Origin of the sequence: Kribbella sp. VKM Ac-2569 (assembly GCF_004216905.1) — a bacterium.
Classification (GTDB): domain Bacteria; phylum Actinomycetota; class Actinomycetes; order Propionibacteriales; family Kribbellaceae; genus Kribbella.
The window spans coordinates 405,528-428,308 of sequence record NZ_SGXJ01000003.1 but is presented as its reverse complement, the minus strand read 5'-3'; the positions used below and the strand labels follow the sequence as shown (position 1 = coordinate 428,308).

26 protein-coding genes, 1 tRNA gene and 1 riboswitch are annotated in these 22,781 nt (G+C 68.6%); of the genes, 8 read left to right on the top strand and 19 right to left on the bottom strand.

The genetic code is table 11. The features are described from left to right. Nucleotides 1-6: 6 nt before the first annotated feature. Nucleotides 7-495 carry a cupin domain-containing protein gene (locus tag EV649_RS22345; protein ID WP_198682629.1) on the bottom strand — a complete coding sequence of 163 codons (489 nt, stop codon included), beginning with the start codon at nucleotides 493-495 and terminating at the stop codon, nucleotides 7-9. A 110-nt stretch (nucleotides 496-605) separates the two neighbouring features. Here EV649_RS22345 and EV649_RS22340 point away from each other — a divergent pair, with 110 nt between their 5' ends. After that, nucleotides 606-1,739: a helix-turn-helix transcriptional regulator gene (locus EV649_RS22340; protein WP_130385501.1), complete on the top strand. Its 1,134-nt coding sequence runs from the start codon at nucleotides 606-608 to the stop codon at nucleotides 1,737-1,739. Here the strand turns inward: EV649_RS22340 and EV649_RS22335 are convergent. Then, nucleotides 1,728-2,363, bottom strand: coding sequence for a tetratricopeptide repeat protein (locus EV649_RS22335; RefSeq protein ID WP_241998526.1), 636 nt, complete (start codon nucleotides 2,361-2,363; stop codon nucleotides 1,728-1,730). The two genes, EV649_RS22340 and EV649_RS22335, sit on opposite strands and share 12 nt — an antisense overlap. A gap of 23 nt (nucleotides 2,364-2,386) precedes the next feature. Here EV649_RS22335 and EV649_RS22330 point away from each other — a divergent pair, with 23 nt between their 5' ends. Then, nucleotides 2,387-2,920, top strand: a complete 534-nt coding sequence (locus EV649_RS22330) for a GNAT family N-acetyltransferase (RefSeq protein WP_130385500.1) — start codon at nucleotides 2,387-2,389, stop codon at nucleotides 2,918-2,920. Here EV649_RS22330 and EV649_RS22325 read toward each other — a convergent pair. After that, nucleotides 2,910-3,851 carry a trypsin-like peptidase domain-containing protein gene (locus EV649_RS22325; protein WP_130385499.1) on the bottom strand — a complete coding sequence of 314 codons (942 nt, stop codon included), beginning with the start codon at nucleotides 3,849-3,851 and terminating at the stop codon, nucleotides 2,910-2,912. The two genes, EV649_RS22330 and EV649_RS22325, sit on opposite strands and share 11 nt — an antisense overlap. A gap of 111 nt (nucleotides 3,852-3,962) precedes the next feature. On the opposite strand from EV649_RS22325, the gene EV649_RS22320 reads away from it, so the two are divergent. Together EV649_RS22320 and EV649_RS22315 are read left to right on the top strand one after the other, a co-directional pair. Beyond that, the gene (locus EV649_RS22320; RefSeq protein ID WP_130385498.1) at nucleotides 3,963-4,511 is read left to right on the top strand and encodes a TetR/AcrR family transcriptional regulator; all 549 of its coding nucleotides are present in this window, start codon (nucleotides 3,963-3,965) and stop codon (nucleotides 4,509-4,511) included. 82 nt (nucleotides 4,512-4,593) lie between these two features. After that, complete coding sequence (locus tag EV649_RS22315) at nucleotides 4,594-6,768, top strand: MMPL family transporter (RefSeq protein ID WP_130385497.1); 2,175 nt, start codon at nucleotides 4,594-4,596, stop codon at nucleotides 6,766-6,768. Here EV649_RS22315 and EV649_RS22310 read toward each other — a convergent pair. The 14 genes from EV649_RS22310 to dop form a co-directional block, all read right to left on the bottom strand. After that, on the bottom strand, nucleotides 6,676-7,572 hold the full coding sequence (locus EV649_RS22310) for a hypothetical protein (protein ID WP_130385496.1): 897 nt from the start codon (nucleotides 7,570-7,572) through the stop codon (nucleotides 6,676-6,678). The two genes, EV649_RS22315 and EV649_RS22310, sit on opposite strands and share 93 nt — an antisense overlap. Nucleotides 7,573-7,620: 48 nt before the next feature. Continuing rightward, nucleotides 7,621-7,698 (bottom strand) — tRNA-Pro (locus EV649_RS22305). A gap of 70 nt (nucleotides 7,699-7,768) precedes the next feature. Continuing rightward, nucleotides 7,769-9,136: a ribosome biogenesis GTPase Der gene (gene der / locus EV649_RS22300; RefSeq protein ID WP_130385495.1), complete on the bottom strand. Its 1,368-nt coding sequence runs from the start codon at nucleotides 9,134-9,136 to the stop codon at nucleotides 7,769-7,771. After that, complete coding sequence (locus EV649_RS22295) at nucleotides 9,129-9,857, bottom strand: lysophospholipid acyltransferase family protein (RefSeq protein WP_130385494.1); 729 nt, start codon at nucleotides 9,855-9,857, stop codon at nucleotides 9,129-9,131. The genes der and EV649_RS22295 overlap by 8 nt, the downstream gene beginning before the upstream one ends. Further along, nucleotides 9,847-10,527 (bottom strand): (d)CMP kinase, encoded by a 681-nt coding sequence (gene cmk / locus EV649_RS22290; protein WP_130385493.1) that lies wholly within the window; start codon nucleotides 10,525-10,527, stop codon nucleotides 9,847-9,849. The genes EV649_RS22295 and cmk overlap by 11 nt, the downstream gene beginning before the upstream one ends. Nucleotides 10,528-10,579: 52 nt before the next feature. Further along, nucleotides 10,580-11,644, bottom strand: coding sequence for a prephenate dehydrogenase (locus tag EV649_RS22285; protein ID WP_130385492.1), 1,065 nt, complete (start codon nucleotides 11,642-11,644; stop codon nucleotides 10,580-10,582). After that, on the bottom strand, nucleotides 11,641-12,009 hold the full coding sequence (aroH, locus tag EV649_RS22280) for a chorismate mutase (RefSeq protein ID WP_130385491.1): 369 nt from the start codon (nucleotides 12,007-12,009) through the stop codon (nucleotides 11,641-11,643). The genes EV649_RS22285 and aroH overlap by 4 nt, the downstream gene beginning before the upstream one ends. A gap of 30 nt (nucleotides 12,010-12,039) precedes the next feature. After that, the gene (locus tag EV649_RS22275; RefSeq protein WP_130385490.1) at nucleotides 12,040-12,900 is read right to left on the bottom strand and encodes a tetrahydrofolate dehydrogenase/cyclohydrolase catalytic domain-containing protein; all 861 of its coding nucleotides are present in this window, start codon (nucleotides 12,898-12,900) and stop codon (nucleotides 12,040-12,042) included. Between the two features lie 20 nt (nucleotides 12,901-12,920). Continuing rightward, a riboswitch (ZMP/ZTP riboswitch) is annotated at nucleotides 12,921-13,005 on the bottom strand. 14 nt (nucleotides 13,006-13,019) lie between these two features. Next, the gene (locus EV649_RS22270) at nucleotides 13,020-13,439 is read right to left on the bottom strand and encodes a nitroreductase family deazaflavin-dependent oxidoreductase (RefSeq protein ID WP_130385489.1); all 420 of its coding nucleotides are present in this window, start codon (nucleotides 13,437-13,439) and stop codon (nucleotides 13,020-13,022) included. A 19-nt stretch (nucleotides 13,440-13,458) separates the two neighbouring features. Continuing rightward, nucleotides 13,459-14,073: an NUDIX hydrolase gene (locus tag EV649_RS22265; RefSeq protein ID WP_130385488.1), complete on the bottom strand. Its 615-nt coding sequence runs from the start codon at nucleotides 14,071-14,073 to the stop codon at nucleotides 13,459-13,461. Then, on the bottom strand, nucleotides 14,070-14,921 hold the full coding sequence (prcA, locus tag EV649_RS22260) for a proteasome subunit alpha (protein ID WP_130385487.1): 852 nt from the start codon (nucleotides 14,919-14,921) through the stop codon (nucleotides 14,070-14,072). The genes EV649_RS22265 and prcA overlap by 4 nt, the downstream gene beginning before the upstream one ends. Nucleotides 14,922-14,969: 48 nt before the next feature. Beyond that, nucleotides 14,970-15,812, bottom strand: coding sequence for a proteasome subunit beta (gene prcB, locus EV649_RS22255; protein ID WP_130385486.1), 843 nt, complete (start codon nucleotides 15,810-15,812; stop codon nucleotides 14,970-14,972). An 8-nt stretch (nucleotides 15,813-15,820) separates the two neighbouring features. Continuing rightward, nucleotides 15,821-16,030, bottom strand: coding sequence for a ubiquitin-like protein Pup (locus EV649_RS22250; RefSeq protein ID WP_130385485.1), 210 nt, complete (start codon nucleotides 16,028-16,030; stop codon nucleotides 15,821-15,823). A gap of 55 nt (nucleotides 16,031-16,085) precedes the next feature. Next, a complete protein-coding gene (gene dop / locus EV649_RS22245; RefSeq protein ID WP_130385484.1) occupies nucleotides 16,086-17,606 on the bottom strand; it encodes a depupylase/deamidase Dop in 1,521 nt (506 codons plus the stop codon). Nucleotides 17,607-17,687: 81 nt separating this feature from the next. Here dop and EV649_RS22240 point away from each other — a divergent pair, with 81 nt between their 5' ends. From EV649_RS22240 to EV649_RS22225, 4 genes are all read left to right on the top strand, one after another. Beyond that, nucleotides 17,688-18,173 carry an NUDIX domain-containing protein gene (locus tag EV649_RS22240; protein WP_241998657.1) on the top strand — a complete coding sequence of 162 codons (486 nt, stop codon included), beginning with the start codon at nucleotides 17,688-17,690 and terminating at the stop codon, nucleotides 18,171-18,173. Continuing rightward, nucleotides 18,170-18,910 (top strand): phosphotransferase, encoded by a 741-nt coding sequence (locus EV649_RS22235; protein WP_130385482.1) that lies wholly within the window; start codon nucleotides 18,170-18,172, stop codon nucleotides 18,908-18,910. Before EV649_RS22240 ends, EV649_RS22235 begins: the two co-directional genes overlap by 4 nt. Before the next feature lie 72 nt (nucleotides 18,911-18,982). Then, nucleotides 18,983-19,603 carry an RNA polymerase sigma factor gene (locus EV649_RS22230; protein WP_130385481.1) on the top strand — a complete coding sequence of 207 codons (621 nt, stop codon included), beginning with the start codon at nucleotides 18,983-18,985 and terminating at the stop codon, nucleotides 19,601-19,603. After that, complete coding sequence (locus EV649_RS22225) at nucleotides 19,600-20,475, top strand: hypothetical protein (RefSeq protein ID WP_130385480.1); 876 nt, start codon at nucleotides 19,600-19,602, stop codon at nucleotides 20,473-20,475. Before EV649_RS22230 ends, EV649_RS22225 begins: the two co-directional genes overlap by 4 nt. Here EV649_RS22225 and EV649_RS22220 read toward each other — a convergent pair. Then, nucleotides 20,472-20,810, bottom strand: a complete 339-nt coding sequence (locus EV649_RS22220; protein WP_130385479.1) for a hypothetical protein — start codon at nucleotides 20,808-20,810, stop codon at nucleotides 20,472-20,474. The two genes, EV649_RS22225 and EV649_RS22220, sit on opposite strands and share 4 nt — an antisense overlap. Nucleotides 20,811-20,947: 137 nt before the next feature. Next, a complete protein-coding gene (arc, locus tag EV649_RS22215; protein WP_130385478.1) occupies nucleotides 20,948-22,693 on the bottom strand; it encodes a proteasome ATPase in 1,746 nt (581 codons plus the stop codon). Between the last annotated feature and the right edge of the window lie 88 nt (nucleotides 22,694-22,781).

The following is a 22,781-nucleotide window of genomic DNA, read 5'->3' as shown; positions in this document are numbered from 1 at the left end:
AGCCACCTAGAAGATCAACTGGTGACGCTCGACAACCGGCATCGTCGCCTCGAAGTCGACATCACAGCCGAACTGCGCGGCAAGCGCCGGGAGCGTCTCCGGGTCGTACTCGCCGCCGGGCTCAGCGAGCTTGCGGAACAGTTGCTCGATGCCACCGGGTGCGATCATCTCGAGGATCCGCAGCGTGCCATCACCAGCGTTCCAGAACGTGTGCCACTGGCCACGCGGCTTGAACACGAGCGTGCCCGCGTCGGCGAACACCTCCTCGTCGCCGAGCAGGACACCGAGCCGGCCTTCGAGGACGAAGCTGTACTCGTCCTCGAGCGTGTGCAGATGCACCGGTGCGGCCAGCACGCGCGGCGCGAGCACCTGCTCCACCAGTGCGAACCCACCGCCGGTGAGCGCACCGTCGATCAGGTAACGGTCGCTCCGTGTCCCCTCCGGGTCACTCGTGATCTCGCCCTCGCCCGGTCCGAGCATTCTTACCTCAGTCATGGCCCCTCCTCAGTGGATCGGATGAGCCTGAAGCTACGAGTGCCAACGCCGGTTGCCCATTCCAGAAAAGTGGTATCCACAGCCCCGGCACATCGCCGTACCTTGGTGGTGTGACCGGGTATGCCAAGGAGCGTGCGAGCGACCGGATCGCGACACTGGCGCGGAAGGGGCTCGACCTCGTCACGCTCTGGCGGGAGTCGTCCGACGCCATCCGCAGCGCGGTGCCGTACTACCAAGCACCCTGCTGGTACACGCTGGATCCGGCGTCCCTACTGGTGACGAGCCACTTCAACGAGGGCATGCCGGAGCTCCCGCAGGAGTGGCTCGCGCAGGAGTACTACGGAGACGACGTCAACAAGCTCGCCGACGTCGCCCGGTCGGCGCGGGGCATCTCGACGCTCCACGAAGCCACCGGTGGCGACCCGGCCGGCAGCCCGCGCTGGCACGAGAACATGACGATGGGTGGCGACCAGGAACTGATCGCCTGCCTGCGCACCAAGTCCGGCGACGTGTGGGGCGCGCTCGGGCTCTACCGTGAGCCGGGCCGGCCGATGTTCGACGACGAGGACCTGTCCTTCCTGCGGGCGGTCGCACCCGCCCTCGCAGCCGGTGCCCGCACTTCGCTGCTGATCGGCGAGGCAACCGATCCGGAGGGCAGCGATGCGCCCGGGCTGATCGTTGTCACCAGCACCTGGGAGATCGAGTCGGCGACCCCCGGCGTCGAACGCTGGATCCGTGATCTGCCTGATGGGGACTGGGACGCAGGACGCTTGCCCTCGGCCGTACTGGCCGTCGCCGGCCAGGCTCTGCGTACGGCGACGTACCCGGACACCGGTGAGGTCGCCGTGTCCCGGGTGATGTCCCGATCAGGTCGATGGGTGGTGCTGCACGGGACTTCGCTGGTTTCGTCGAGTTCACGCCGGGTCGCGGTGATCGTCGAGCCCGCTGACCCTGGACGCATCGCTCCGCTTCTCATGTCGGCGTACGGACTGACTGGACGCGAGCAGGACGTCACCCGACTGGTCCTCCAGGGGAACTCGACCACCGACATCGCCGAGCAGCTCGTCGTCGCGACACACACTGTCCAGCAACACCTGAAGAGCGTGTTCGACAAGACCGGGGTGCGTAGCCGGCGCGACTTGGTCGGCAAGATCTTCTTCGCCCACTACGAACCTCGCGTCCGCGACAACGAAGGTCGCCTGACCGACGGCCGTCCGTTCCGCGGCGGTCCGCTAGAGCCGTGAGCGGGCTGCCTCGACCTGCTCGACGATCTGCGCGGCGCCGACCGATTCGGCCAGGGTGGCTGCTTCGTCGGCCAGTGTGCGGGCGTTGTCGGGGCGGTTCTGGGCTATTGCCAGGTAGATGAGGCCGACGAGGTTGGCGGCGACGCCGGCGGTGAAGTTGAGGGTACGGCGGAGTGCTGTGGACTCCTCCAACAGGTCGCGGGCGTTGGCGTGGTCGCCGGCCATCTGGGCGGCGATGCCTAGGTGGCGGAGGGCGTACGAGAGGGTGAGTTGGTCGCCGGTCTTGCGGGACAGGTCGGCGGCCTTGGTGAGGAAGGGGACGGCGGTCGGGTTGTCGTCGCGGACGACCTGGTGGAAGCAGCCGATCCAGAACAGCGCCTCGGCCTCGCCGCGCTCGTCGCCGGCGCCGCGGAACAGGTTCGCCGCGCGCTCGAAGTACGCCAACTCTTCCACCGGCTCGACGCGCGACTTCAGGAAGCGGCAGTGCAGGATCCGCCCGCGTTGCAGGAGCAGCCGCGCCTCGACCGCGTCCAGCGCGCGGTCCGCCTCGGGCAGACCGTCGTACTCGCCGTTGAAGACCGCCCGCTCGTACAGTTCGTCGACCTGCCGCATGAGTTCGTCCACCCGGCCGATCCTAGGATGCCTGCATGACCGGCTTCGCGGAATATGAGCCCGGGGCCGCCCGGAAGACAGTCGACGTCCTCGTACGCCCGGCCGCGGACGCGGATCTGACAACCTGCGCCGAGCTGATCGTGACGCGAACTGGCGGGCCGGTCGACGAGCGCCGAAGCCGGCTGGAAGCCGACCTCCAGAACCCCGATCGCTACACGGCCGTCGCAGAGATCGATGGTGAAGTCGTCGGGTACGGCGCAGTCATCCGGCACCAGATCTCCCCCGCCGATCCGCCCACAACGGCTCCGGACGGGTACTACCTGATCGGGCTGATCGTCTCGAACGAGTGGCGCCGCCACGGCATCGGCGACCTGCTCACCCAGGACCGGATGCGCTGGACCACCGAGCGCGCCGACGAGATCTACACCTTCGTCAATCTCGGCAACGGCGCCATTCTCGACCTCACCCGGCGCTTCGGGTTCAGCGAGGTCACCCGCGACTTCACCTTCCCGAACGCGCCCCTCAAACCAGGCACCTGCGTCCTCCTGCGCGCCGAGCTCAATCGCTGAGTTCAGCCGGGTAGGCGATCACATCCACGAGCGCGCCGTTCCGGATCGCGGTGATCTCGGTACGGCGGGCGATCGCGTCCTCGAACAACTGACGCTGCAACGACTGAGCATCTCGAAGCTGTACGCCGTTCACGGCCAGGACGAGATCGCCCTGCCGTAGACCCGCAGCCGCCGCGGGGCTGGCCGGGATGACCTCGACGACCCGCAGAGCCGTGCGCTGATCGAACCGTTCCGCGAGCGCCGGCTGCAGCGGCGCGGGCTTGGTCACCAGCCCGAGGTACCCGCGCCGTACGCGACCGTCGAGCAGCAGCGAGTCAATGATCCGTCGCGTGGTCGGATTGACCGGCACCGCCAGCCCCAGCCCGATCCCGGCGACCGCGGTGTTGATCCCGATCACCCGCCCGTTGCCGTCGGCAAGCGCACCGCCCGAGTTGCCCGGGTTCAGCGCGGCATCGGTCTGGATCACGTCCTCGATGATGCGCTGAGCCGCGCCACTCCGCACCGGCAACGACCGACCCAGCGCACTCACCACGCCGGCCGTCACGCTCCCCGCGAGGCCGAGCGGATTGCCGACGGCAACCACCAGGTTCCCGACCTTCAGCAGGTCCGCGTCGCCGTACTCCGGCGGATCAGGGATCTCCCGGTCGGCCCGCAGTACGGCGAGATCGGACAGCCGGTCCACCCCGACCACCTGGGCCTGCGCCGTCGTACCGTCCGCGAACTCGGCCGATGCCTCGACGCCGTCGCCGACCACGTGCGCATTCGTGAGCAGATGCCCTTCGCCGGTCAGGACGACGGCGGAGCCTGACGAGTCGCCGCGCCGGCTGTGGATCCGCAGGCTCGCGACCCGCGGGATCAGGTGTGCGGCCACGCCCGAGACCACACGGGAGTAAGCATCCAGTACATCGTCCCCGGCAATCTCGTCCGCCATCACTCTCGCCTCCTGAATTACATCATTACACCGAAGGCAACCAGGTGAACCAGACCACAAAACTGACCGATCGGTTGAAAACTGGCCGATCGGTCAGTCATGATGGCTGACATGGCAGTCACAACCCCGGCGCGGGAGCGGACCAGGCGCGAGATCGTGCGTCAGGCAATGGACCTGTTCCAGGCCGGCGGCTACAACGCGACGTCACTGCAGGACATCGCGACCGCGGCCGGCTGCTCCAAGGCGACGGTGCTGTACCACTTCAGCGGCAAGCCCGCCGTACTCGCCGCCGTCCTCGAACCCGCAGCCGCCGACGTGGCCGCACTCGTCAAGGCCGCCGCCGGGCTGTCCCGGGCCGACGCGCAGGAGCTCGCCATCCAGAGCTTCATCGATCTCGCCGTCGTCCATCGCGGCGTGGTCGACGTGCTCCAAGACATCCTCCCGGTGATCGAGCAGATGCCCGAGGTCGCGCAACTGGTCTCCGACGGCATGCAGCTCTCGGGCTACCTGGCCGGATCCGACGACCCGCTCGAGCAGGATCTGGCGAAGTTCGCCATCAACGGCCTGCTCGGCGAGTGCCGGCATTCGGGTGAGCGCACCGACGACGACCTCCGAAGACTCTGCGACATCGCCCTGCGGAGACTCCTCCGCCGCGCCTGAGCACCGAACCCGACTCCCCCGCCGCCACGGGGCGATCACTTCTGCCCGTACGCCGTACCGACCTGAACGGACGCACTTCACGATGGCCAATCTGCTGTACCGGCTCGGCCGGTTCTCCTACCAGCGCAGGCGCCTGGTCGCCGCGCTGTGGGCGCTGTTCCTCGTCGTCCTCGGTGTCGGTGCGCTGACGCTGGGCGGCAAGACCGCGAACACGTTCTCGATCCCGGGAACCGAGTCGCAGCGCGCGCTCGACGCGCTCAAGCAGGAACTACCGGCCGCTAGCGGTGCGTCCGCCACGGTCGTGGTGAAGGCGCCCGACGGCAAGACGCTCGCCGACCCGACCGTCAAGGCCGCCGTCGGCGTCACCGTCGCCAAGGTCACGAAGGTGCCCGAGGTGATCGCCGCGATCGACCCGTTCACCAGCAAGGCGATCAGCCCGGACGGTACGACGGGATTGATCAGCGTCCAGTTCGACAAGCCGGCCGACGAGCTGTCACACGAGAGCAGCGACGGGTACGACGGGTTGAGCGGACTCAGCTCGGGTGATCTCCAGGTCGTGCCGGGCGGACAGATCAAGGCCGGCGTCCCGGAGATCGGTGCGACCGAGATCCTCGGTGTCGCCGTCGCGGCCGTCGTACTGGTCGTCACGTTCGGGTCGCTCGTCGCGGCCGGCATGACGCTGGTGACGGCACTGCTCGGCGTACTGGCCGGGATGGCCGGGTTGTTCATCGTGACCGCGTTCACCGACGTGTCGTCGACGGCGCCGATCCTCGCGCTGATGCTCGGGCTCGCGGTGGGGATCGACTACTCGCTGTTCATCAGCTCGCGGCACCGGTCGCAGCTCGGCGAGGGCATGGATTCGGAGGAGTCCGTCGCGCGAGCGACCGCGACGGCTGGGTCAGCGGTGCTGTTCGCCGGCGCGACCGTGGTGATCGCGCTCGCTGGGTTGTCCGTGGTCGGCGTACCGTTCCTGACCGCGATGGGCCTGGCCGCGGCGGCGACTGTGCTGACCGCCGTACTGGTGGCGTTGACGTTGCTGCCGGCGCTCCTCGGGTTCGTGGGCAACCGGGTGCTGCCGCGGAAGTTGCGCAAGGCGCCGGCCGTGGCAACACACAAGGAGGGCTTCGGTTTCCGGTGGGGTCGGCTGGTGACCCGGCTGCGGGTGCCGATCGTTGCTGTCGGCATCATCGGGCTGGGCCTGCTCGCGATCCCGGCGAAGGACATGCAGCTCGCACTGCCCGACGGTGCTTCGGCGGCGGCCGGGAGCAACCAGCGGGTCGCGTACGACCTGACCGCCGCGGCCTTCGGGCCGGGCGCCAACGGGCCGCTCGTGGTTGTTGTGAAGAGCAACGACGCGGCGACCTCCAACGCGCTGGTGCAGCAGGTGCTGGGCAAGGCGCAGGGTCTGCCGGATGTGGTCGCGGCGCAGCCGGCCGCGGCGAGTCAGGACGGTACGACGCGATTGCTGCAGGTGATCCCGAAGAGCGGGCCGGCCAGCGAGGAAACCGCTGATCTCGTGAAGAACCTGCGGTCCGCGGTGCAGCCGCTCGCCACGGGCGACGCGAGTATCTCCGTGACCGGCAACACCGCGGTCGGGGTCGATGTGTCGAACAAGTTGTCCGATGCGTTGCCGACGTATCTGTTCGTCGTGGTCGGGCTGTCGTTCCTGCTGTTGCTGCTGGCGTTCCGGTCGGTGCTGGTGCCGTTGAAGGCGACGCTCGGGTTCGTGCTGACGATCGGGGCGACGTTCGGGATCACGATCGCGGTGTTCCAGGAAGGGCATCTGGCGAGCCTGGTCGGGATCGACTCCCCCGGCCCGCTGGTGAGCTTCCTGCCGATCATCATGATGGGCATCCTGTTCGGGCTGGCGATGGACTACGAGGTGTTCATCGTGTCCCGGGTGCGGGAGGAGTTCGTGCACGGCCGGCACGCGAACGACGCCACCATCCAGGGCCTCGGTCACGGTGCGCGCGTCGTCACCGCCGCGGCCCTGATCATGGCGTCGGTCTTCGCCGGCTTCATCCTCGTCGAGGACCCGATCATCAAGGCCATCGGCTTCGGCCTCACCATCGGCGTCCTGATCGACGCCTTCGTGGTCCGCATGACCCTCGTCCCCGCCATCCTCAGCCTCCTCGGCGACCGAGCCTGGTGGTTCCCGAAGTGGCTAGACCGCCTCACGCCCCGAGTAGACATCGAAGGCGAAAGCCTGCGGGTCGACGAGACCCCGGATCCCAAGGAACTCGCGAGCGTACGCTGACACACGACGTGGGGCGTCCATCGCAACAGGCGCCCCACCCAGCAAACTCGACGCATCGCCCACCCGGTACGGCGTGTAGTTCGCAGCCGAGATGCTCGTGCGGCCCGCGAGCACGGCACTCGGTATGACGTAGATGCTCCCGTCACCGAGAACGATGAAGAACAGGTCGATCGAGTCAGGGTCGTAGGGCATCTTCCCCGCAGTCTTGTCGAGCACGTACGGACGCCGACCGATACCGACATGCCAGTAGCCGCGCTTGGCTGGCGCTGCACAGGACTTCACCTGCACGCGCTGAACGCCGTCGGGCGTCGTGACCAGCAGGTCATATTCCTGAGGCTCGATCGGCAGTGCAACGGCACATCCCCGCAGGGTGAACCAGGCCATCGCCAGCGCAGCTGCCGAGTAGCGCAGCATCTCGGGCCGGACCGCCTCATCGAAGACCTCGATCGGTGCCGACTGGGCCAGCGGCGACTTCAGATGCGTGCAGTCCAAGCCCAGTCGGACGGCATGACCCTTGATCCGGACGCGCTCTGCTCCGTTGTCGGCAATGCCGAGCTCGACGATCACGTCCGCCCAGCAACTCCCGCCCGCCACGGCCTCGCGGAGCCGCTGATCAGACCAGCGACGCTGTCCCGTGAAGTGCGACGTGTCCAGCTCGAGCCGCGCTGCGTGGCGCCTGATCGCTCCCGTGGAGGTGTTCTTCAACCCCAGTGCACGGGCAACCGCTCGCCACGACGGGCTGCTAGCGACCGCCTCGGACAGTTGAGCATCGGTCCAGGTACGTCGGTTCTCGGTGTTGTGCATGAGGACAAACGTAGAGAGGGGCACCGACAGAATCGGTGCCCCTCTTTATGGTCGGGCTGCCGAGATTTGAACTCGGGATCTCCGGCCCCCCAGGCCGGCGCCATAACCAAGCTAGGCCACAGCCCGATGGCTGCTCCGAAGAGCAAGCCGGGGTAAACCTTACCCCATCCAACCCGGTGGTTCTTACCGGGTTCGGTCAGCGTTTCTTGTTCTTTTGGCGGGCTCGGATCTGGACGTGGACGGGGCTGCCGACGAAGCCGAAGTCCTCGCGCAGGCGGCGTTCGATGAAGCGCTGGTACGACGCCTCGATCTGGCCGGAGGTGAAGATCGCGAAGGTCGGGGGCATCGTGGTGGCCTGCGTGCCGAACAGGATCTTCGGCTGCTTGCCGGAGCGAACCGGGTGCGGATGCGCGGCGACCAGACGGCCGAGGAACGCGTTGAGCTGCCCGGTCGGGACGCGGGTCTGCCAGCCCTCCAGCGCGGCCTCGATGGCAGGCACCAACCGGTCCATGTGCCAGCCGGTGAGCGCGCTGATGTTCACCCGCGGCGCCCAGCGGAACTGCACCAGGTCGCGGTCGATCTCGCGCTCCAGGTAGTAGCGGCGCTCCTCGTCCATCAGGTCCCACTTGTTGTACGCGATCACCAGCGCCTTGCCGGCTTCCTCGACCGCGTTCATGATCCGCAGGTCCTGCTCCGTGAGCGACTCCGAGGCGTCGATGACGACCACGACGACCTCGGCCCGCTCGATCGCGGCGTTGGTCCGCAGCGAGGCGTAGTACTCGTGTCCCTGGACGTTCTTCACCTTGCGCCGGATGCCCGCGGTGTCGATGAACCGCCACTCCTGGCCGCCGAGCGTGATCAGTTCGTCGACCGGGTCCACCGTCGTACCGGCGATGTCGCTGACGACGACCCGGTCCTCCTTGGCGACCTTGTTGAGCAGCGAGGACTTGCCCACGTTCGGCTTGCCGACGATCGCGACCCGGCGCGGTCCGCCGAGCTCGCCGTCGCGTTCCGCGGGTGCCTCCGGAAGGGCCTCGAGTACGGCGTCCAGCAGGTCGCCCGTACCGCGGCCGTGCATCCCGGACACCGGGTACGGCTCGCCGATGCCGAGGCTCCACAGGTTCATCGCCTCGGACTCGATGCGCTGGTCGTCGACCTTGTTCGCGGCCAGTACGACGGGCTTGCCGGACTTCCGCAGCACCCGGACGACCGCCTCGTCCGCGTCCGTGATGCCGACCACGGCGTCGACCACGAACAGCACCGCGTCGGCGGCGTTGATCGCGACCTCCGCCTGGGCGGCGACCAGGGCGGCCATACCGACCGCGTCCGGGTCCCAGCCGCCGGTGTCGACGACCGTGAACTCGCGGCCGGCCCAGTTGGCGTCGTACGACACACGGTCCCGGGTGACGCCCGGGGTGTCCTCGACGACCGCCTCGCGGCGGCCGATGATGCGGTTGACCAGCGTGGACTTGCCCACGTTCGGCCGCCCGACGATCGCGAGGACGGGCAGCGGCCCGGTGTCTTCGCGGTCATGCGTCGGTGCTTCGGTGGGCAGGTCAGTCATCAGGGTCCTTCTGGTCTCGCCAGCCCGGAAGCGGGTGGCCGGTTTCGTCGACGGCCGCCTTCACATGGGCGCGCAGCACGTCGCCGATCCGGTCGGCGACCGCCTGTACGTCGGAGTGTCTCCTGGGAAAGGGTACGCGCTCGACGGCGAAAGGCTCGCCGTACACCACGTCGATGCGGCTCCCGCCCGGCGGAAAGCCCTCCACGTCACCCCCTGGCAGCCGCGTCCCGATCAGCGCGACGGGCAGGATCGGGGCCCCGGTCACCATCGCGAAGTACGCCACCCCGGTCCGGATGCGGCTGAAGTCGCCCGGGCCGCGGGTGCCCTCCGGGTAGATGTTCAGCACCCGGCCGATCCGCAGGACCTGGATCGACTGCCGGATCGCGAGCACGTCGTACGTCGACCGGTCGACCGGGATCTGGCCGACCCGGCGCAGGATCGCCCCCTGGAGGCCGCCGAACGCCTCGATCTTGCCGAGCTGGTGCAGCATCCGCGGCGCGATCGCACCGAGCAACGGCCCGTCCAGCAGACTCAGGTGGTTCGGCGCCATCAGCAGCGGACCGGTCCGCGGGAACCGGTCCTCGTGGTGGATGGTCAGGTTGTACTTGCGGCGGAAATACTGCCTGGCAACCCTCCGCAACGGCAGCGCGATCCGGTAAGGCAGTGCGGGCAGATCGTCAGTCCGGGGCAGGTCCTTGTGCCCGGTGACTTCAGCCGTCATAGCTCCCGGCCCTGCTCTCCTTGGCGAGCCGGCTGATCACGTCGACGACCTCCTCCAGGGTCAAATGAGTGGAGTCGACGGTGACCGCGCCGTCGGAGGCAACCAGGAACTGCGACACGGTGGCGTCGTCGGCGTCCCGGCGGACGATCTGGTCCCGGAGTTGCTCGTCCGTCACGGAACCGGACTCGAGCTCGGCTGCGCGCCGGGACATCCGGGCGTCCTGGTCGGCGGTCAGGTGGACCTTGAGCTCGGCGTCGGTGGCGACCACGGTGGCGATGTCGCGGCCCTCGACCACGATTCCGCCGCCCGGTTGCGCATCGTCGATGATCTCCCGCTGGCGCCGGATCAGCTCCTTGCGGACGTCCAGGTTGGTGGCGATCTTCGACACCACCTCGCTGATCCGCGGCTCCCGGATCGCGGCCGTGACGTCGGTCCCGTCGGCGATCACGAACTGGCGGCCGGGGTCGGTGCTGATCTCCAGTACGAGTTCCCGCGCACGCTGCGCGACCGCCGCCGTGTCGTCCAGGTCCAGCCCACGATCGACGGCCGACCAGGTCACCGCACGGTACGTCGCACCGGTGTCCAGGTACCGCAGACCGAGACGGGTGGCCACTCCACGCGCGGTGCTCGACTTACCGGAGCCGCTCGGCCCGTCAACAGCGATGATCATGCCCCGAAGGTTACCTTCGCCCGGGGACAGGGGCCGCCAGGTACGCCCTTGGTCAGCGGTGGACTACCCACCCTCGGTCGGTCAGGACGTCGACCAGTTGGTCCACCGAGGCGGGCTTGACGGCCAGCTCGACCTCACCGGCCGGCCGGCCGGGGCTGTGGTCGATGCGGAGGTCTTCGACGTTGGCGCCGGACTCGGCCGCGTCGGCGAACAAGCGGGCCAGCTGGCCGGGGCGGTCCGGGATCGTGACGAGGACCGTGACCAGGTCGATGTGCGGCGTACCGTGCTTGCCCGGGACCCGCACCGCGCCGGACACGCCCTGGCCGAGGATCGCGGTCAGTTCCTCGCCCGCCTCTTCCTTGCCGAGGGCAACGAGCAGGCGGTCGAGCTCGCCGCGGATCTGCTCCAGCAGGCCGGTCAGCGCGGTCGAGTTCGCGGACACGATCTGGGTCCACAGCCGCGGGTCGCCGGCCGCGATCCGGGTCACGTCGCGGACGCCCTGACCGGACAGTTCGAGATGCGAGGACGGTGCGTCCGCCAGCGTGCCCGCGGCGAGCGCCGACATCAGGTGCGGAAGGTGCGACACCCGGGCAACACCGAGGTCGTGGTCCTCCACCGACAGCTCCACCGTCCGCGCGCCACAGGCCTCGGCGAGCCGGCGTACGAGATCGACCGCTTCCGGAGCGCTCGTCGCGTGCGGGGTGATCGCCCAGGTCGCGCCGTCGAACAGGTCCGCGCGCGCAGCCAGTGGGCCGTTGCGCTCGGAGCCGGCCATCGGGTGACTGCCGACGTACCGGCTGACGTCCTCGGTCAGGCTGCGTGCGTCGGCGAGCGGCTTCGACTTCACACTCGCCGCGTCCGTGACGATGGCATTGGTTTGGTCGAGTTGCTCGGCCACCACGGCGCCGACATGGTCCGGCGGTACGGCGACCACGACCAGCTGCGGCTCGATCTGGACCAGCCGCGAGCCGGCGCCGATCCGCTCGGCCATCAGCGCGTTGTCCGCGTTCCCGTCGACCAGCTCCACGACCACACCGAGCCGCGCCAGCGCGAGGCCGATCGACGTACCGATCAATCCGGTGCCGACGATGCGGACCGGCCCGCGCAACTCGCTCACTGGGCGCCAGTCAGGTCCGGGCGAAGCGCAACTGCTCCGTGCAGGTACACGTGCTGGATCTTGTCCCGCGACCGCGGCGTCTCGGTGTGCACCATCAAACGCACCACCCGCGGCAGGGCGTGCGGCACCGGGATCTCCTGCATGCACATCAGCGGTACGTCGGTCAGCCCGATCTGGCGGCCCGCGACGGCGGGAAACTCCGAACGCAGGTCGGACGTGACGGTGAACAGGATGCTGATCAGGTCCTCGTTCTCCAGATCGTTCGCCTCCAGGACCGCCTTCACCAGCTCCGCGGACCGCTCGAGCAGGTGCTCGCGCTCGTCCACGTCCAGCTGGGTGGCACCCCGGATCGCCCGTACCGCCACGTCCGCCTCCTTAGATCTTGTCCCCCAACCCTAGGCCAGAGTAGTCAAAGAGTGGACAGCCGTCTCAGCGGCGTCGACCGTCTGCTCGAGCAGCAGCGCGATCGTCATCGGCCCGACCCCGCCCGGCACCGGCGTGATCAGCCGCGCCACCTCGGCCGCCTCCGCGAAGTGCACGTCGCCGACGTTGCCCTCGTTGTACCCGGCGTCGACCACGACCGCGCCCGGCTTCAGCCAGTCACCGCGGACGAAGTTCGCCTTGCCGACGGCAGCGATCACGACATCCGCAGTCCGCACCAACTCCGGCAGGTTCCGGGTCCGGGAGTGCGCGTACGTGACGGTGGCGTTCGATGCCAGCAGCAACATGCCGGCCGGCTTGCCGAGGATCGGGCTGCGGCCGATCACCACCGCGTGCGCCCCTTCGAGCGGTACGTCGTACGCCGCCAGCAGCCGCATGATCCCGCCGGGCGTGGCCGACCGGAACCCGGGATCCCCGAAGGCCATCGCCGCGAACGACCGCATCGTCACGCCGTCGACGTCCTTCGCCGGGTCGATGGCCTCGAACGCGGCCCGCTCGTCGATCTGTGCCGGCACCGGGTGCTGCAGCAGGATCCCGTGCACGGCCGGGTCGTCGGAGAGCTTGGTGATCTCCGCGACCAGCTCCGCGGTGGTCGTCTCGGCCGGCAGTACGACGCTGAGCGACGCGATCCCGGCCTTCTTCGAGCGGTTCTGTTTCATCCGCACGTACGTCGCCGACGCCGGGTCGTCACCGACCAGAACGGTCGCCAGACACGGCTGCACGCCGTACTGCTCCTGCAGGACCCGTGCTCGTTCGGCGGCCTTGGCGACCATGTCGGCGGCGAGGTCGGTCCCGATCATCAGTTCTGCGCTCATCTGCGCACTCCTCTGCGTTAGAAGTGTGCCCAGGCGCGCGGCGAAGCCGGATGGCAGACCGTTCCCCGGTGGTCGTCCACCTCAGCGCCAGTCGCGGTCCACTGTCAGGATACCGATTCTCACGCGCGCTTGAGCTCGAGCACGGGGATGGTGCGGACACCGGCCGTACGGCGCTCGTAGTCGGCGAAGCCGGGATACCGCCGGGCCTGCTCGGCGTAGATCCGGTCGCGGTCGGCGCCGGTCGCTTCCTTGACGATCACCTGATACGTCTCGGTCCCACGTTCGAGCGTGCCCTTGCCGGCGGCGGTGAGGTTGCGGTACCACTCCGGGTTGGTGGGGGCGCCGCCCTTGCTCGCGAAGACGTAGATCAGGTCCGGGTCCCCGTCGTCGGCGAGGTACATCGTCGGCGCGACGTACTCCTGCCCGCTCCGGCGGCCGAAGTGGTGCAGCAGGACCATCGGTGCGCCCTCGAACTGGCCACCGACCTTGCCCGCGTTCTCCCGGAACTCCGCGATGATGTTCGCGTTCCAGTCGCTCATGTCGATCCTCCACAGATTGCTAGAGCAAGCCTGCGTGGTCCAACGCGAGATAGGCGGCGTCGATTCCCGTCATCGCACCGGGTGTGCGCAACTCGGCACGGAACGCGTCCAGGGACAGCTCCACCGGGACACAGTCCTCGGTCTCGTCCAGTTGCTGTTTCCCGTCGGGGCGGCAGCCGCGGGCGATCGCGACGTACTTGCGGTACGTCGACGACGCCGACGCCCATTGCCAGCCGACGATGTCGAGCGACTCGCAGCGGTAGCCGGTTTCCTCCTCGAGCTCGCGAGCCCCGGCGACCGCCGGATCCTCGTCCGGCTCGACGAAGCCACCTGGCAGGTTCGTGACCACCCGATCCGGCCCGGCCCGGAACATTCGGACCGTCACGATCCGTCCTTCGGGCGTCAACGGCAGCACGGTGACCCCGGAGGTGATTCCGGCCGCGGACTTCGGGCCGAACACGTCCCAGTCGACCTCGCGCCCGTCGGGCATCCGGTACCGCCGCAGGTTCACGGTCAGGAACCGGTGGAACCCCTGCTCCTCCCCCAGCAGTTCCCACGGGGCCGGGTCTGCGGGCCGAGACGGCTCAGCCGCCACCTGGTGGGTGGCGGCTGAGTTCTCGATCTGGTCCGTCACAGTGGACGGTCGTCGTCGGGATCCTCCGGCGGCGCGATCGGTGCGTCGTCGGCCGGCGGAGCGACCGGGGTGTCACCCGCGGACGACTCACCGGAGTCGCTGTCGCTGGAGTCACCCACGTCCGCGTCTGTCTTCTCGTCCACCGCCGGGCTGGACTCGCTCAGGATGCCGGCCAGCGACTCCTCGGAGATCCGCTTGAACTTGCGCACCTGGGTCCGGGTCCGGTCCAGGACGGCGACCTCGAGCTGGTCCGAAGTGAGCTCCCGGACCTCGGTGCCGTCGTGGCCGAGCGCGTCCACCGCCAGCCGGAGCGCGCCGGACAGCGAGATCCCCTCGGTGTAGTGCTCGCCGATGTATTCCGCGACCGTGTCCGCGGCACCGCCCATCACGGCGTACCCGCGGACGTCCGCGATCGAGCCGTCGTAGGTGAGCCGGTAGATCTGGTCGTCGGCCACGCCGGCGCCGATCTCGGCGACCAGGATCTCGACCTCGAGCGGCTTCTCGCCACCGGAGGAGAAGATCGCGCCGAGGGTCTGCGCATACGCGTTGGCCAGCGCCCGGCCGGTGACGTCGCGCCGGTCGTAGGAGTACCCGCGCATGTCGGCGAGCCTTACGCCGGCGATCCGCAGGTTCTCGAACTCGTTGTACCGGCCGACGGCGGCGAACGCCATCCGGTCGTAGATCTCGGCCACCTTGTGCAGGGCGGGCGAGCGGTTCTCCGCCACGAACAGGATGCCGTCGGCGTACTGCAGCGCGATCGCGCTGCGGCCCTTGGCGATGCCCTTGCGGGCGAAGTCGGCCCGGTCCCGCATCAGCTGCTCGGGCGAGACGTAGAACGGAACGCTCATCGAAGGTGTCGTCCTCTAATCAGTCGATCGGCAGGATCATGGGGATGGTCAGGTCAGGGACGCCGCGGCCGGGCCGTCGGGACGCTCGTGCCGCTGGGCCCAGGCCGCGTCGACGAGCGCCGCCACCTCGTCCTCCGGCAGCCGTCGGTAACCGTCCACGGTGACCACACCGATCACCGGGAAGATCCGGCGCAGCATGTCCGGGCCGCCGGTCGCCGAGTCGTCGTCGGCCGCGTCGATCAGCGACTGGATCGCCACCGTCGCGCAGTCGGTCTCGGACAGGTCCTCGCGGTACAGCTTCTTCAGCGCGCCGCGGGCGAACAGCGAGCCCGAACCGACGCTGTAGAAGTGCGTCTCCTCGTACCGACCGCCGGTCGGGTCGTAGGAGAAGATCCGGCCGCCCTTGATGTCCGGGTCGTAGCCCGCGAACAGCGGCACCACGGTGAGGCCCTGCATCGCCATCGGCAGGTTGCCGCGGATCAGCGCGCTGAGCCGGTTGGCCTTGCCGTCGAGGCTGAGGGTGGCGCCCTCGAGCTTCTCGTAGTGCTCCAGCTCGACCTGGAACAACCGGACCATCTCGATCCCGAAGCCGGCCGAGCCGGCGAACGCGACCGCCGAGTACTCGTCGGCGGGGAACACCTTCTCGATATCACGCTGGGCGATGATGTTGCCCATCGTGGCCCGCCGGTCGCCGGCCATGATCACGCCACCGGGGAAGGTGGCGGCCACGATCGTCGTTCCGTGCGGGACTTCGCTGGACAGGTCGCCCTGCCCCAGGGACCGTCGTCCGGGCAACAGGTCGGGCGCGTGCCCGGCCAGGAAGTCCATGAACGACGAGCCGCCTGGGGTCAGGAAGGCTTCCGGCAGCCGGCCGGAGGCATCAGATGTCATCGAGCGGTTCACTCCCCACCCTTTTGCACGAATCCGCGGACGAACTCCTCGGCGTTCTCCTCGAGGACCTCGTCGATCTCGTCCAGGATCGAGTCGACGTCCTCGTCGAGCCGCTCTTTCCGCTCCTGGACGTCCTCCGACGCCTCGACCTGCTCGACCTGTTCCTCGGTCGACGAACGCTTCGGCTGCTTGTGCTGCTGACCGCCGTCCTTCGCCATGGCACACCTCCTAGAACCGCTGGGAGGGCCGCCCAACCGGCCCTCACTAGCGACCCTACCCGGCGGCGCCCCCAGTAATGGTGCGAACCAGGTCACTTGCGGTGTCGCATTGGTCAAGAAGTGCCCCGACATGCGCTTTCGTGCCCCGCAGCGGGTCCAGTGTCGGGATCCGCTGGAGCGACTCCTTGCCGGGCAGGTCGAAGATCACCGAGTCCCAGGAGGCGGCCGCGACCTGCGGCGCGTACTGCTGCATACAGCGGCCGCGGAAGTACGCCCGGGTGTCGGTCGGCGGGTGCGCGACGGCCATCCGGATCTCCTCGTCGGAGACGATCCGCTGCATCCGGCCGGATTTCACCAACTTGTAATACAAGCCCTTGTCCGGGCGCAGGTCGGCGTACTGCAGGTCGATCAGGTGCAGTTTCGAGTCGTCCCACTCGAGGGCGTCGCGGTCGCGGTACGACTGGAGCAGTTTGTACTTCGCGACCCAGTCGAGCTGGTCGGACAGCTTCATCGGGTCGATGGCGAGCTGATCGAGCACCTGCTCCCAGCGGCGCAGCACATCCTTGGTCTGCCGGTCCGCGTCGTCGCCGTACTTGTCCTCGACGTACTTGCGGGCCTGCTCCAGGTACTCCGTCTGCAGCTGGACGGCGGTGATCTTGCGGCCGTCCTTGAGCGTCAGCAGGTAGGTGCAGGACGGGTCGTGGCTGACCTCGTGCAGCGCGGTCACCGGCCGGTCGACGCTGAGGTCGTCCGTGAGCCAGCCGTCCTCGATCATCGCCAGCACCAGCGAGGTCGTCCCGACCTTCAGGTACGTCGAGATCTCGGACAGGTTCGCGTCGCCGATGATCACGTGCAGCCGGCGGTAGCGGTCCGGGTTCGCGTGCGGCTCGTCGCGGGTGTTGATGATCGGCCGTTTCAGCGTCGTCTCCAGGCCGACCTCGACCTCGAAGTAATCGGCCCGCTGGCTGATCTGGAAACCGTGCGCCGCACCGTCCTGGCCGATCCCGACGCGGCCGGCGCCGGTGACCACCTGACGGCTCACGAAGAACGGCGTCAGGTGCCGCACGATCGACGCGAACGGCGTCGACCGGCGCATCAGGTAGTTCTCGTGCGAACCGTACGACGCGCCCTTGTTGTCGGTGTTGTTCTTGTAGAGGTTCAGCTGCGGCGCACCGGGGATCAGCCGGGCCTGCCGCGCGCCCTCCATGATCACCAGCTCGCCGGCCTTGTCCCATACCACGGCGTCCCGCGGGTTCGTGGTCTCGGGCGCGGAGTACTCCGGGTGGGCGTGGTCGACGTACAGCCGGGCGCCGTTGGTGAGGATCACGTTCGCCAGGCCGGTCTCCTCGTCGGTGAGCTGGCTGGAGTCCGCCACCTCCCGGCTGAGGTCGAATCCTCGCGCGTCCCGCAGCGGGTGCTCCTCGTCGAAGTCCCACCGGGTCTTGCGCGCGAGCGGCTGCGTCTGCGCGTATCCGTTCACCACCTGGCTCGAGGTCAGCATCGGGTTCGCCCCGGGCTGGCCCGGCACCGAGATCCCGAACTCGGTCTCGGTACCCATGATCCGCCGAACACTCATGCAGCCGAGCCTACGCGGTGCCGACGACTAAAGGGGTTGCTGTGTCCACAGGGTTACCGTGAAACTGCGCGGGTGGACGAGATGGTGGCGATTCTGGACGAGGACAACCGTGTCACCGGGACGGCGCCACGGTCTGTGATGCGGCGCGACAACCTGCGTCACTCCGCGACGGGTGTCGTCGTCCTGAACTCCGCCGGGCAGATCTACGTGCATCGGCGGACGCCGACGAAGGACGTGTACCCGAGCAGGTACGACTTTGCCGCCGGTGGTGTCGTTGCGGCCGGTGAGGATCCGTTTCATGCCGTCGTACGGGAGCTGGACGAGGAGCTCGGGATCGCCGGCGTGGAGCTGACGCGGTTGCCGGAGGGTGACTACGCCGACGAGAACACGCGGTACCACGCGTACCTGTACACCTGTGTCTGGGACGGTCCGGTGCGGCATCAGCCGGAAGAGGTCGCGTGGGGCGCGTGGATGTCGCCGGCCGAGCTCGTGGCCAAGTTCGACGAGTGGTCGTTCATGCCGGACGCGCTGGCCCTGCTCGGGCCGTACGTCCGGAGCTTGGTATGACGATCCTCGAGGGGTGGGACAGCCACGCCTGGATCGACGGGCCGTGGATCCATCGGGCACCGCGTCGCCCGCAGGTTCGCCCGCGGCTGCTCGCCGAGGCGACGCTCCTCCCCTGGCTCGCGCCCCAGCTCCCGCTGCCGGTCCCGGTACCTGAGCTGACAACGGACGGCGTACGCCACCTGCTGCTCCCCGGCGAACCGTTCACCGACGGCGGCATCGAGACAGGCCGAGCGCTGGGCGCCTTCCTGAAGGCGTTGCACACGGTCGACACCGCAGAGGCCGTGGCGTACGGCGCATTGGACGCAGCGACCGCTACAGCCGAGAAGACCGCGTTTCTGGGCGAGTGCCGCGACCAGATCATCCCGTTGCTCCCGGCAGAGGTCCGGACCACAGCGACCGAGCTGCTGGACCGCGTCGCGAACGTCAGAACCGCCTTGATTCATTGCGACCTCGGTCCCGATCACATCCTCATGACCGACGGACAGATCACCGGAATCATCGACTGGACCGACGCCGTCATCGGCGACCCCGCCCTCGACCTCTGCTGGCCCCTCAACGGCGCACCGGACGCGGTCGCCGCCGGTGTGATCGAGGTCTACCAACCCACGTCTGACCTCGTCGAACGCGCCAAGGACTGGGCCCGCCTCTCCCCCTGGTACGGCGTCCACCGCGGCCTGCTCCTCAACCTTCCCGACGGCGTCACGACCGGACTGGCAGAGATCGCCGCCACGCTGTGATGCAACCACTTGGCAGGCAAGCGGTCACTACCTGATGTGAAGATCATCCTGACTGACGATAGGGACCTGTCGATGGGATCCGCAGGCGCCGGTTCAGCGAGCGATCCGGCGCCCGTCGAGGGCACCGACCAGGAGCTGTGGGAGCGGTTGCGCACTGGGGACCACTTCGCCCTCGGCGAGCTCTTCGACCGGTACGCCGACGACGTACGGGCGTTCGCGTTCCGGCGGACCGCCTCCTGGAGCACCGCCGACGACGTGGTCCAGGCAACGTTCCTCAGCACCTGGCGACGGTTCGATCGCAATCCACCGGGGCCGCTGACCGGAGCGAGCGCTCGCGGCTGGCTGCTCGTCGTGGCCGGCAACGAGTGCCGGACGCTGGCCCGGACGGCGAACCGCTTCCGCAACCTCGTCGATCGCCTGCCCGGTCCCGCACCCGATGACGACCATGCGCCGGACGTCGTCCGCCGCCTGGACGACGAGCTCCGGATGTCGGCGATCCGTCGCGCCGTCGCGAAGCTCCCCCGGCACGAACGCGAGACGCTCGAGCTCGTCGTCTGGTCCGGACTGACCACCTCCGAGGCGGCGGAAGCCCTCGGCGTACCGATCGGGACCGTCAAGGCCCGGCTGCACCGCACCCGTCGCCGTTTCCCCGACCTGCTCACCCGGGTCGCCCTCAACGAGGAGCTCTCATGAACACCGAACTCGAACCGCCGCGCGTTCCACCGCTGAGCGCCGCAGAGCGGTCCCGGATGCGCAACCAGCTGATGGAGCGTACCCGCCCCGCCACCCGCCGCCCGGCCAGGCACTGGGTCGCCCCGATGGTCGGCGTCGGAGCCGTCGCGGCCGTGGTCGCCGGCACGCTGGTCGTCACCCAGAACTCCCCCGACGAACCGGGCGCGGCCGGTACGTCGGCATCGCTCGCCTCGCCCGAGGCCAGGGTCGGGGTCGACCTCGGCGCGGTGCCGCAGGGCGACGTGGCCAAGATCGTCGCCGACTGCCAGTTCCCGGGTGAGGGGGGTCCCGCCCAGCTCGTCTGGAGCCGTCACGTCCGGGGCATCACCAAGGACAGCAGCGCGCTGGTGGCACTGGCACTGAACACGAAGCGCGCCACTGCGCAGCCCACCGTGACGCGCGGCGGTCGCAAGCCCGGGTCGGGAGGTGCACCCTCCACCGCCAAGCTCGGGTACCGGTACTGCATGACGCGCATTCCACCGAGCGCCAAGCTCGGCGCGGTCGGAGCCGTCGGACGCGTCGAGGACAAGGCCTGGCAGACCGAGGCAACGGCGCAGCGCGGTCTGGTGGCGCTCGGCACTACGGACGGCGACTTCACGAACGACCTCACCACGCTGCAGGCGTGGCGGCTCTACCGAGCACATCCGGACGTCGCCAAGGTCGAGGCTCGCTACGTGCTGGGCGGGAAGACCGGCCCGTGGACAAGCGGCGTCGTCGACGGCGGCTTCGCCTATATCGAGGTCCAGGCGAACGGGAAGTTCACGGTCGGTCAGCGACTCAAGACCGAGGTCCGCGCCTTCGACGCCCAGGGCCGGCCGGTACCGGTCGGCTAGCGGCGGCGGGCCATCGTCCGGGCGAAGTTGATCGCGACCAGACCGGCCCAGCAGATGACGACGCCGAACGGGCCGATCATGCCGGCCGCGATCGCGGTGATCGGGATCGCGGCGACGATCGACACGATCGCCAGCGCGAGCCCACCCGGATCCGTCTCGCGGCTCGGGTGCCGTCGGGGCGCAGGCTCCGGCAGCCGCCCGGCGCTGCGGTGCCGGTCACGCGCGTCGAGCTTCTCAAGGAAGCCGTCGATGATCTCGGCCTCGTACTCCGGTCCCAGCTCCTGCCGCGCCGCTACAGCAGCACGCAGATCCTTCCGCACCTCGTCCGTCGCCATACCAGCACGTTAGGCCCGCGAAACCGCCGTACCAATCGGGGAAACCCCCCGATGCCACCGGGTGTTAGCCCTACCCCCAGGAGACGCGGAACCGCCCCCGGACGCTCGGTCCGGGGGCGGTTCGCAGTACGGCGTGCTTACAGGTACTGACCCGTGTTGGTCGCGGTGTCGATGGAGCGACCCGGCTCGGTGCCCTGCTTGCCGGAGATGAGCGTACGGATGTAGACGATCCGCTCGCCCTTCTTGCCGGAGATCCGGGCCCAGTCGTCCGGGTTGGTGGTGTTCGGCAGGTCCTCGTTCTCCTTGAACTCGTCCACGCAGGCCTGCAGCAGGTGCTGCACCCGCAGACCCTTCTGGTTCTCGTCCAGGAACGCCTTGATCGCCATCTTCTTCGCCCGGTCGACGATGTTCTGGATCATCGCGCCCGAGTTGAAGTCCTTGAAGTACAGGACCTCCTTGTCACCGTTGGCGTAGGTGACCTCGAGGAAGCGGTTCTCGTCGGCCTCGGTGTACATCCGCTCGACCGTGCGCTGGATCATCCCGTCCACGCAGCCCTGCCGGTCGCCGCTGAACTCGCCCAGATCGTCGACGTGCAGCGGCAGGTTCGCGGTCAGGTACTTCGAGAAGATGTCCCGGGCCGCCTCGGCGTCGGGGCGCTCGATCTTGATCTTCACGTCCAGCCGGCCGGGCCGCAGGATCGCCGGGTCGATCATGTCCTCGCGGTTGGAGGCGCCGATGACGAGGACGTTCTCCAGCCCCTCGACACCGTCGATCTCGCTCAGCAGCTGCGGGACGATGGTGTTCTCCACGTCCGACGACACACCGGATCCGCGGGTGCGGAACAGCGAGTCCATCTCGTCGAAGAACACGATCACCGGCATGCCCTCGGAAGCCTTCTCCCGGGCCCGCTGGAAGACCAGGCGGATGTGCCGCTCGGTCTCACCGACGTACTTGTTCAGCAGCTCGGGGCCCTTGATGTTCAGGAAGAACGACTTCTGTCCCTCGGTCCCGGTCCGCTCGGCGACCTTCTTGGCCAGCGAGTTCGCGACCGCCTTCGCGATCAGCGTCTTGCCGCACCCCGGCGGGCCGTAGAGCAGCACGCCCTTCGGCGGCTTGAGCTCGTGCTCGAGGAACAGGTCCTTGTGCAGGTACGGCAGCTCGACCGCGTCCCGGATCTGCTCGATCTGGCCGGACAGGCCGCCGATCTGGGTGTAGTCGATGTCCGGGACCTCTTCGAGGATCAGCTCCTCGACCTCGGACTTCGGGATCTTCTCGTACACGTATCCGGAGCGGGCCTCGAGCAACAGCGAGTCACCGGCGCGCAGGGGTACGTCGAGCAGCGGCGACGCGAGTCGCACCACGCGCTCCTCGTCGGCCTGCGCGATCACCAGTGCCCGCTCGCCGTCGGCGAGCAGCTCCTTGAGCATCACCACGTCGCCGACGACCTCGAAGTCACAGGCCTCGACCACGTTGAGTGCTTCGTTCAGCATGAGTTCCTGGCCGAGCTTGAGCGCGTCCAGGTCCACCGACGGGCTCGCCGCGACCCGGAGTTTCCGGCCGCCGGTGAACACGTCGAGCGTGTCGTCTTCGTTCCGTCCGAGGAAGGTGCCGAATCCGGACGGCGGTTGCGCCAGCCGGTCGACTTCCTCCTTCAGGGCGATGATCTTCTCTCGCGCCTCCCGCAGCGTGTCCGCCAGCCGCTCGTTCTGAGCGGTGACACTCGCCAAGGAGGCCTGGGTTTCGGACAGTCTGCTCTCGAGCGACCGGCTGTCCGCCGGGTGCTCGAGCAGCCGACGTCGCAACGCCGCGACTTCGGCTTCCAGGTACCGGACCTGGTTACGCAGTTCTGCCGCGGTAGGACTCTCGTCTCCAGCCACGATCATCACCTCACCATGTGGGGCTCGACCCTATGGACCTTACCCAGAAAACCTCGCCGGGCAAGCTGAATCCCATCACGTGTCGGTTGCGGAT

Excerpts from the sequence above, each read along its gene's own strand:
- EV649_RS22345 (WP_198682629.1), bottom strand. The coding sequence starts at position 495 with ATGACTGAGGTAAGAATGCTCGGACCGGGCGAGGGCGAGATCACGAGT.
- EV649_RS22330 (WP_130385500.1), top strand. The coding sequence starts at position 2,387 with ATGACCGGCTTCGCGGAATATGAGCCCGGGGCCGCCCGGAAGACAGTC.
- EV649_RS22325 (WP_130385499.1), bottom strand. The coding sequence starts at position 3,851 with ATGGCGGACGAGATTGCCGGGGACGATGTACTGGATGCTTACTCCCGT.
- EV649_RS22320 (WP_130385498.1), top strand. The coding sequence starts at position 3,963 with ATGGCAGTCACAACCCCGGCGCGGGAGCGGACCAGGCGCGAGATCGTG.
- EV649_RS22315 (WP_130385497.1), top strand. The coding sequence starts at position 4,594 with ATGGCCAATCTGCTGTACCGGCTCGGCCGGTTCTCCTACCAGCGCAGG.
- EV649_RS22310 (WP_130385496.1), bottom strand. The coding sequence starts at position 7,572 with ATGCACAACACCGAGAACCGACGTACCTGGACCGATGCTCAACTGTCC.
- der (WP_130385495.1), bottom strand. The coding sequence starts at position 9,136 with ATGACTGACCTGCCCACCGAAGCACCGACGCATGACCGCGAAGACACC.
- EV649_RS22295 (WP_130385494.1), bottom strand. The coding sequence starts at position 9,857 with ATGACGGCTGAAGTCACCGGGCACAAGGACCTGCCCCGGACTGACGAT.
- cmk (WP_130385493.1), bottom strand. The coding sequence starts at position 10,527 with ATGATCATCGCTGTTGACGGGCCGAGCGGCTCCGGTAAGTCGAGCACC.
- EV649_RS22275 (WP_130385490.1), bottom strand. The coding sequence starts at position 12,900 with ATGAGCGCAGAACTGATGATCGGGACCGACCTCGCCGCCGACATGGTC.
- EV649_RS22270 (WP_130385489.1), bottom strand. The coding sequence starts at position 13,439 with ATGAGCGACTGGAACGCGAACATCATCGCGGAGTTCCGGGAGAACGCG.
- prcA (WP_130385487.1), bottom strand. The coding sequence starts at position 14,921 with ATGAGCGTTCCGTTCTACGTCTCGCCCGAGCAGCTGATGCGGGACCGG.
- prcB (WP_130385486.1), bottom strand. The coding sequence starts at position 15,812 with ATGACATCTGATGCCTCCGGCCGGCTGCCGGAAGCCTTCCTGACCCCA.
- EV649_RS22250 (WP_130385485.1), bottom strand. The coding sequence starts at position 16,030 with ATGGCGAAGGACGGCGGTCAGCAGCACAAGCAGCCGAAGCGTTCGTCG.
- dop (WP_130385484.1), bottom strand. The coding sequence starts at position 17,606 with ATGAGTGTTCGGCGGATCATGGGTACCGAGACCGAGTTCGGGATCTCG.
- EV649_RS22240 (WP_241998657.1), top strand. The coding sequence starts at position 17,688 with ATGGTGGCGATTCTGGACGAGGACAACCGTGTCACCGGGACGGCGCCA.
- EV649_RS22235 (WP_130385482.1), top strand. The coding sequence starts at position 18,170 with ATGACGATCCTCGAGGGGTGGGACAGCCACGCCTGGATCGACGGGCCG.
- EV649_RS22230 (WP_130385481.1), top strand. The coding sequence starts at position 18,983 with ATGGGATCCGCAGGCGCCGGTTCAGCGAGCGATCCGGCGCCCGTCGAG.
- EV649_RS22225 (WP_130385480.1), top strand. The coding sequence starts at position 19,600 with ATGAACACCGAACTCGAACCGCCGCGCGTTCCACCGCTGAGCGCCGCA.
- EV649_RS22220 (WP_130385479.1), bottom strand. The coding sequence starts at position 20,810 with ATGGCGACGGACGAGGTGCGGAAGGATCTGCGTGCTGCTGTAGCGGCG.
- arc (WP_130385478.1), bottom strand. The coding sequence starts at position 22,693 with ATGATCGTGGCTGGAGACGAGAGTCCTACCGCGGCAGAACTGCGTAAC.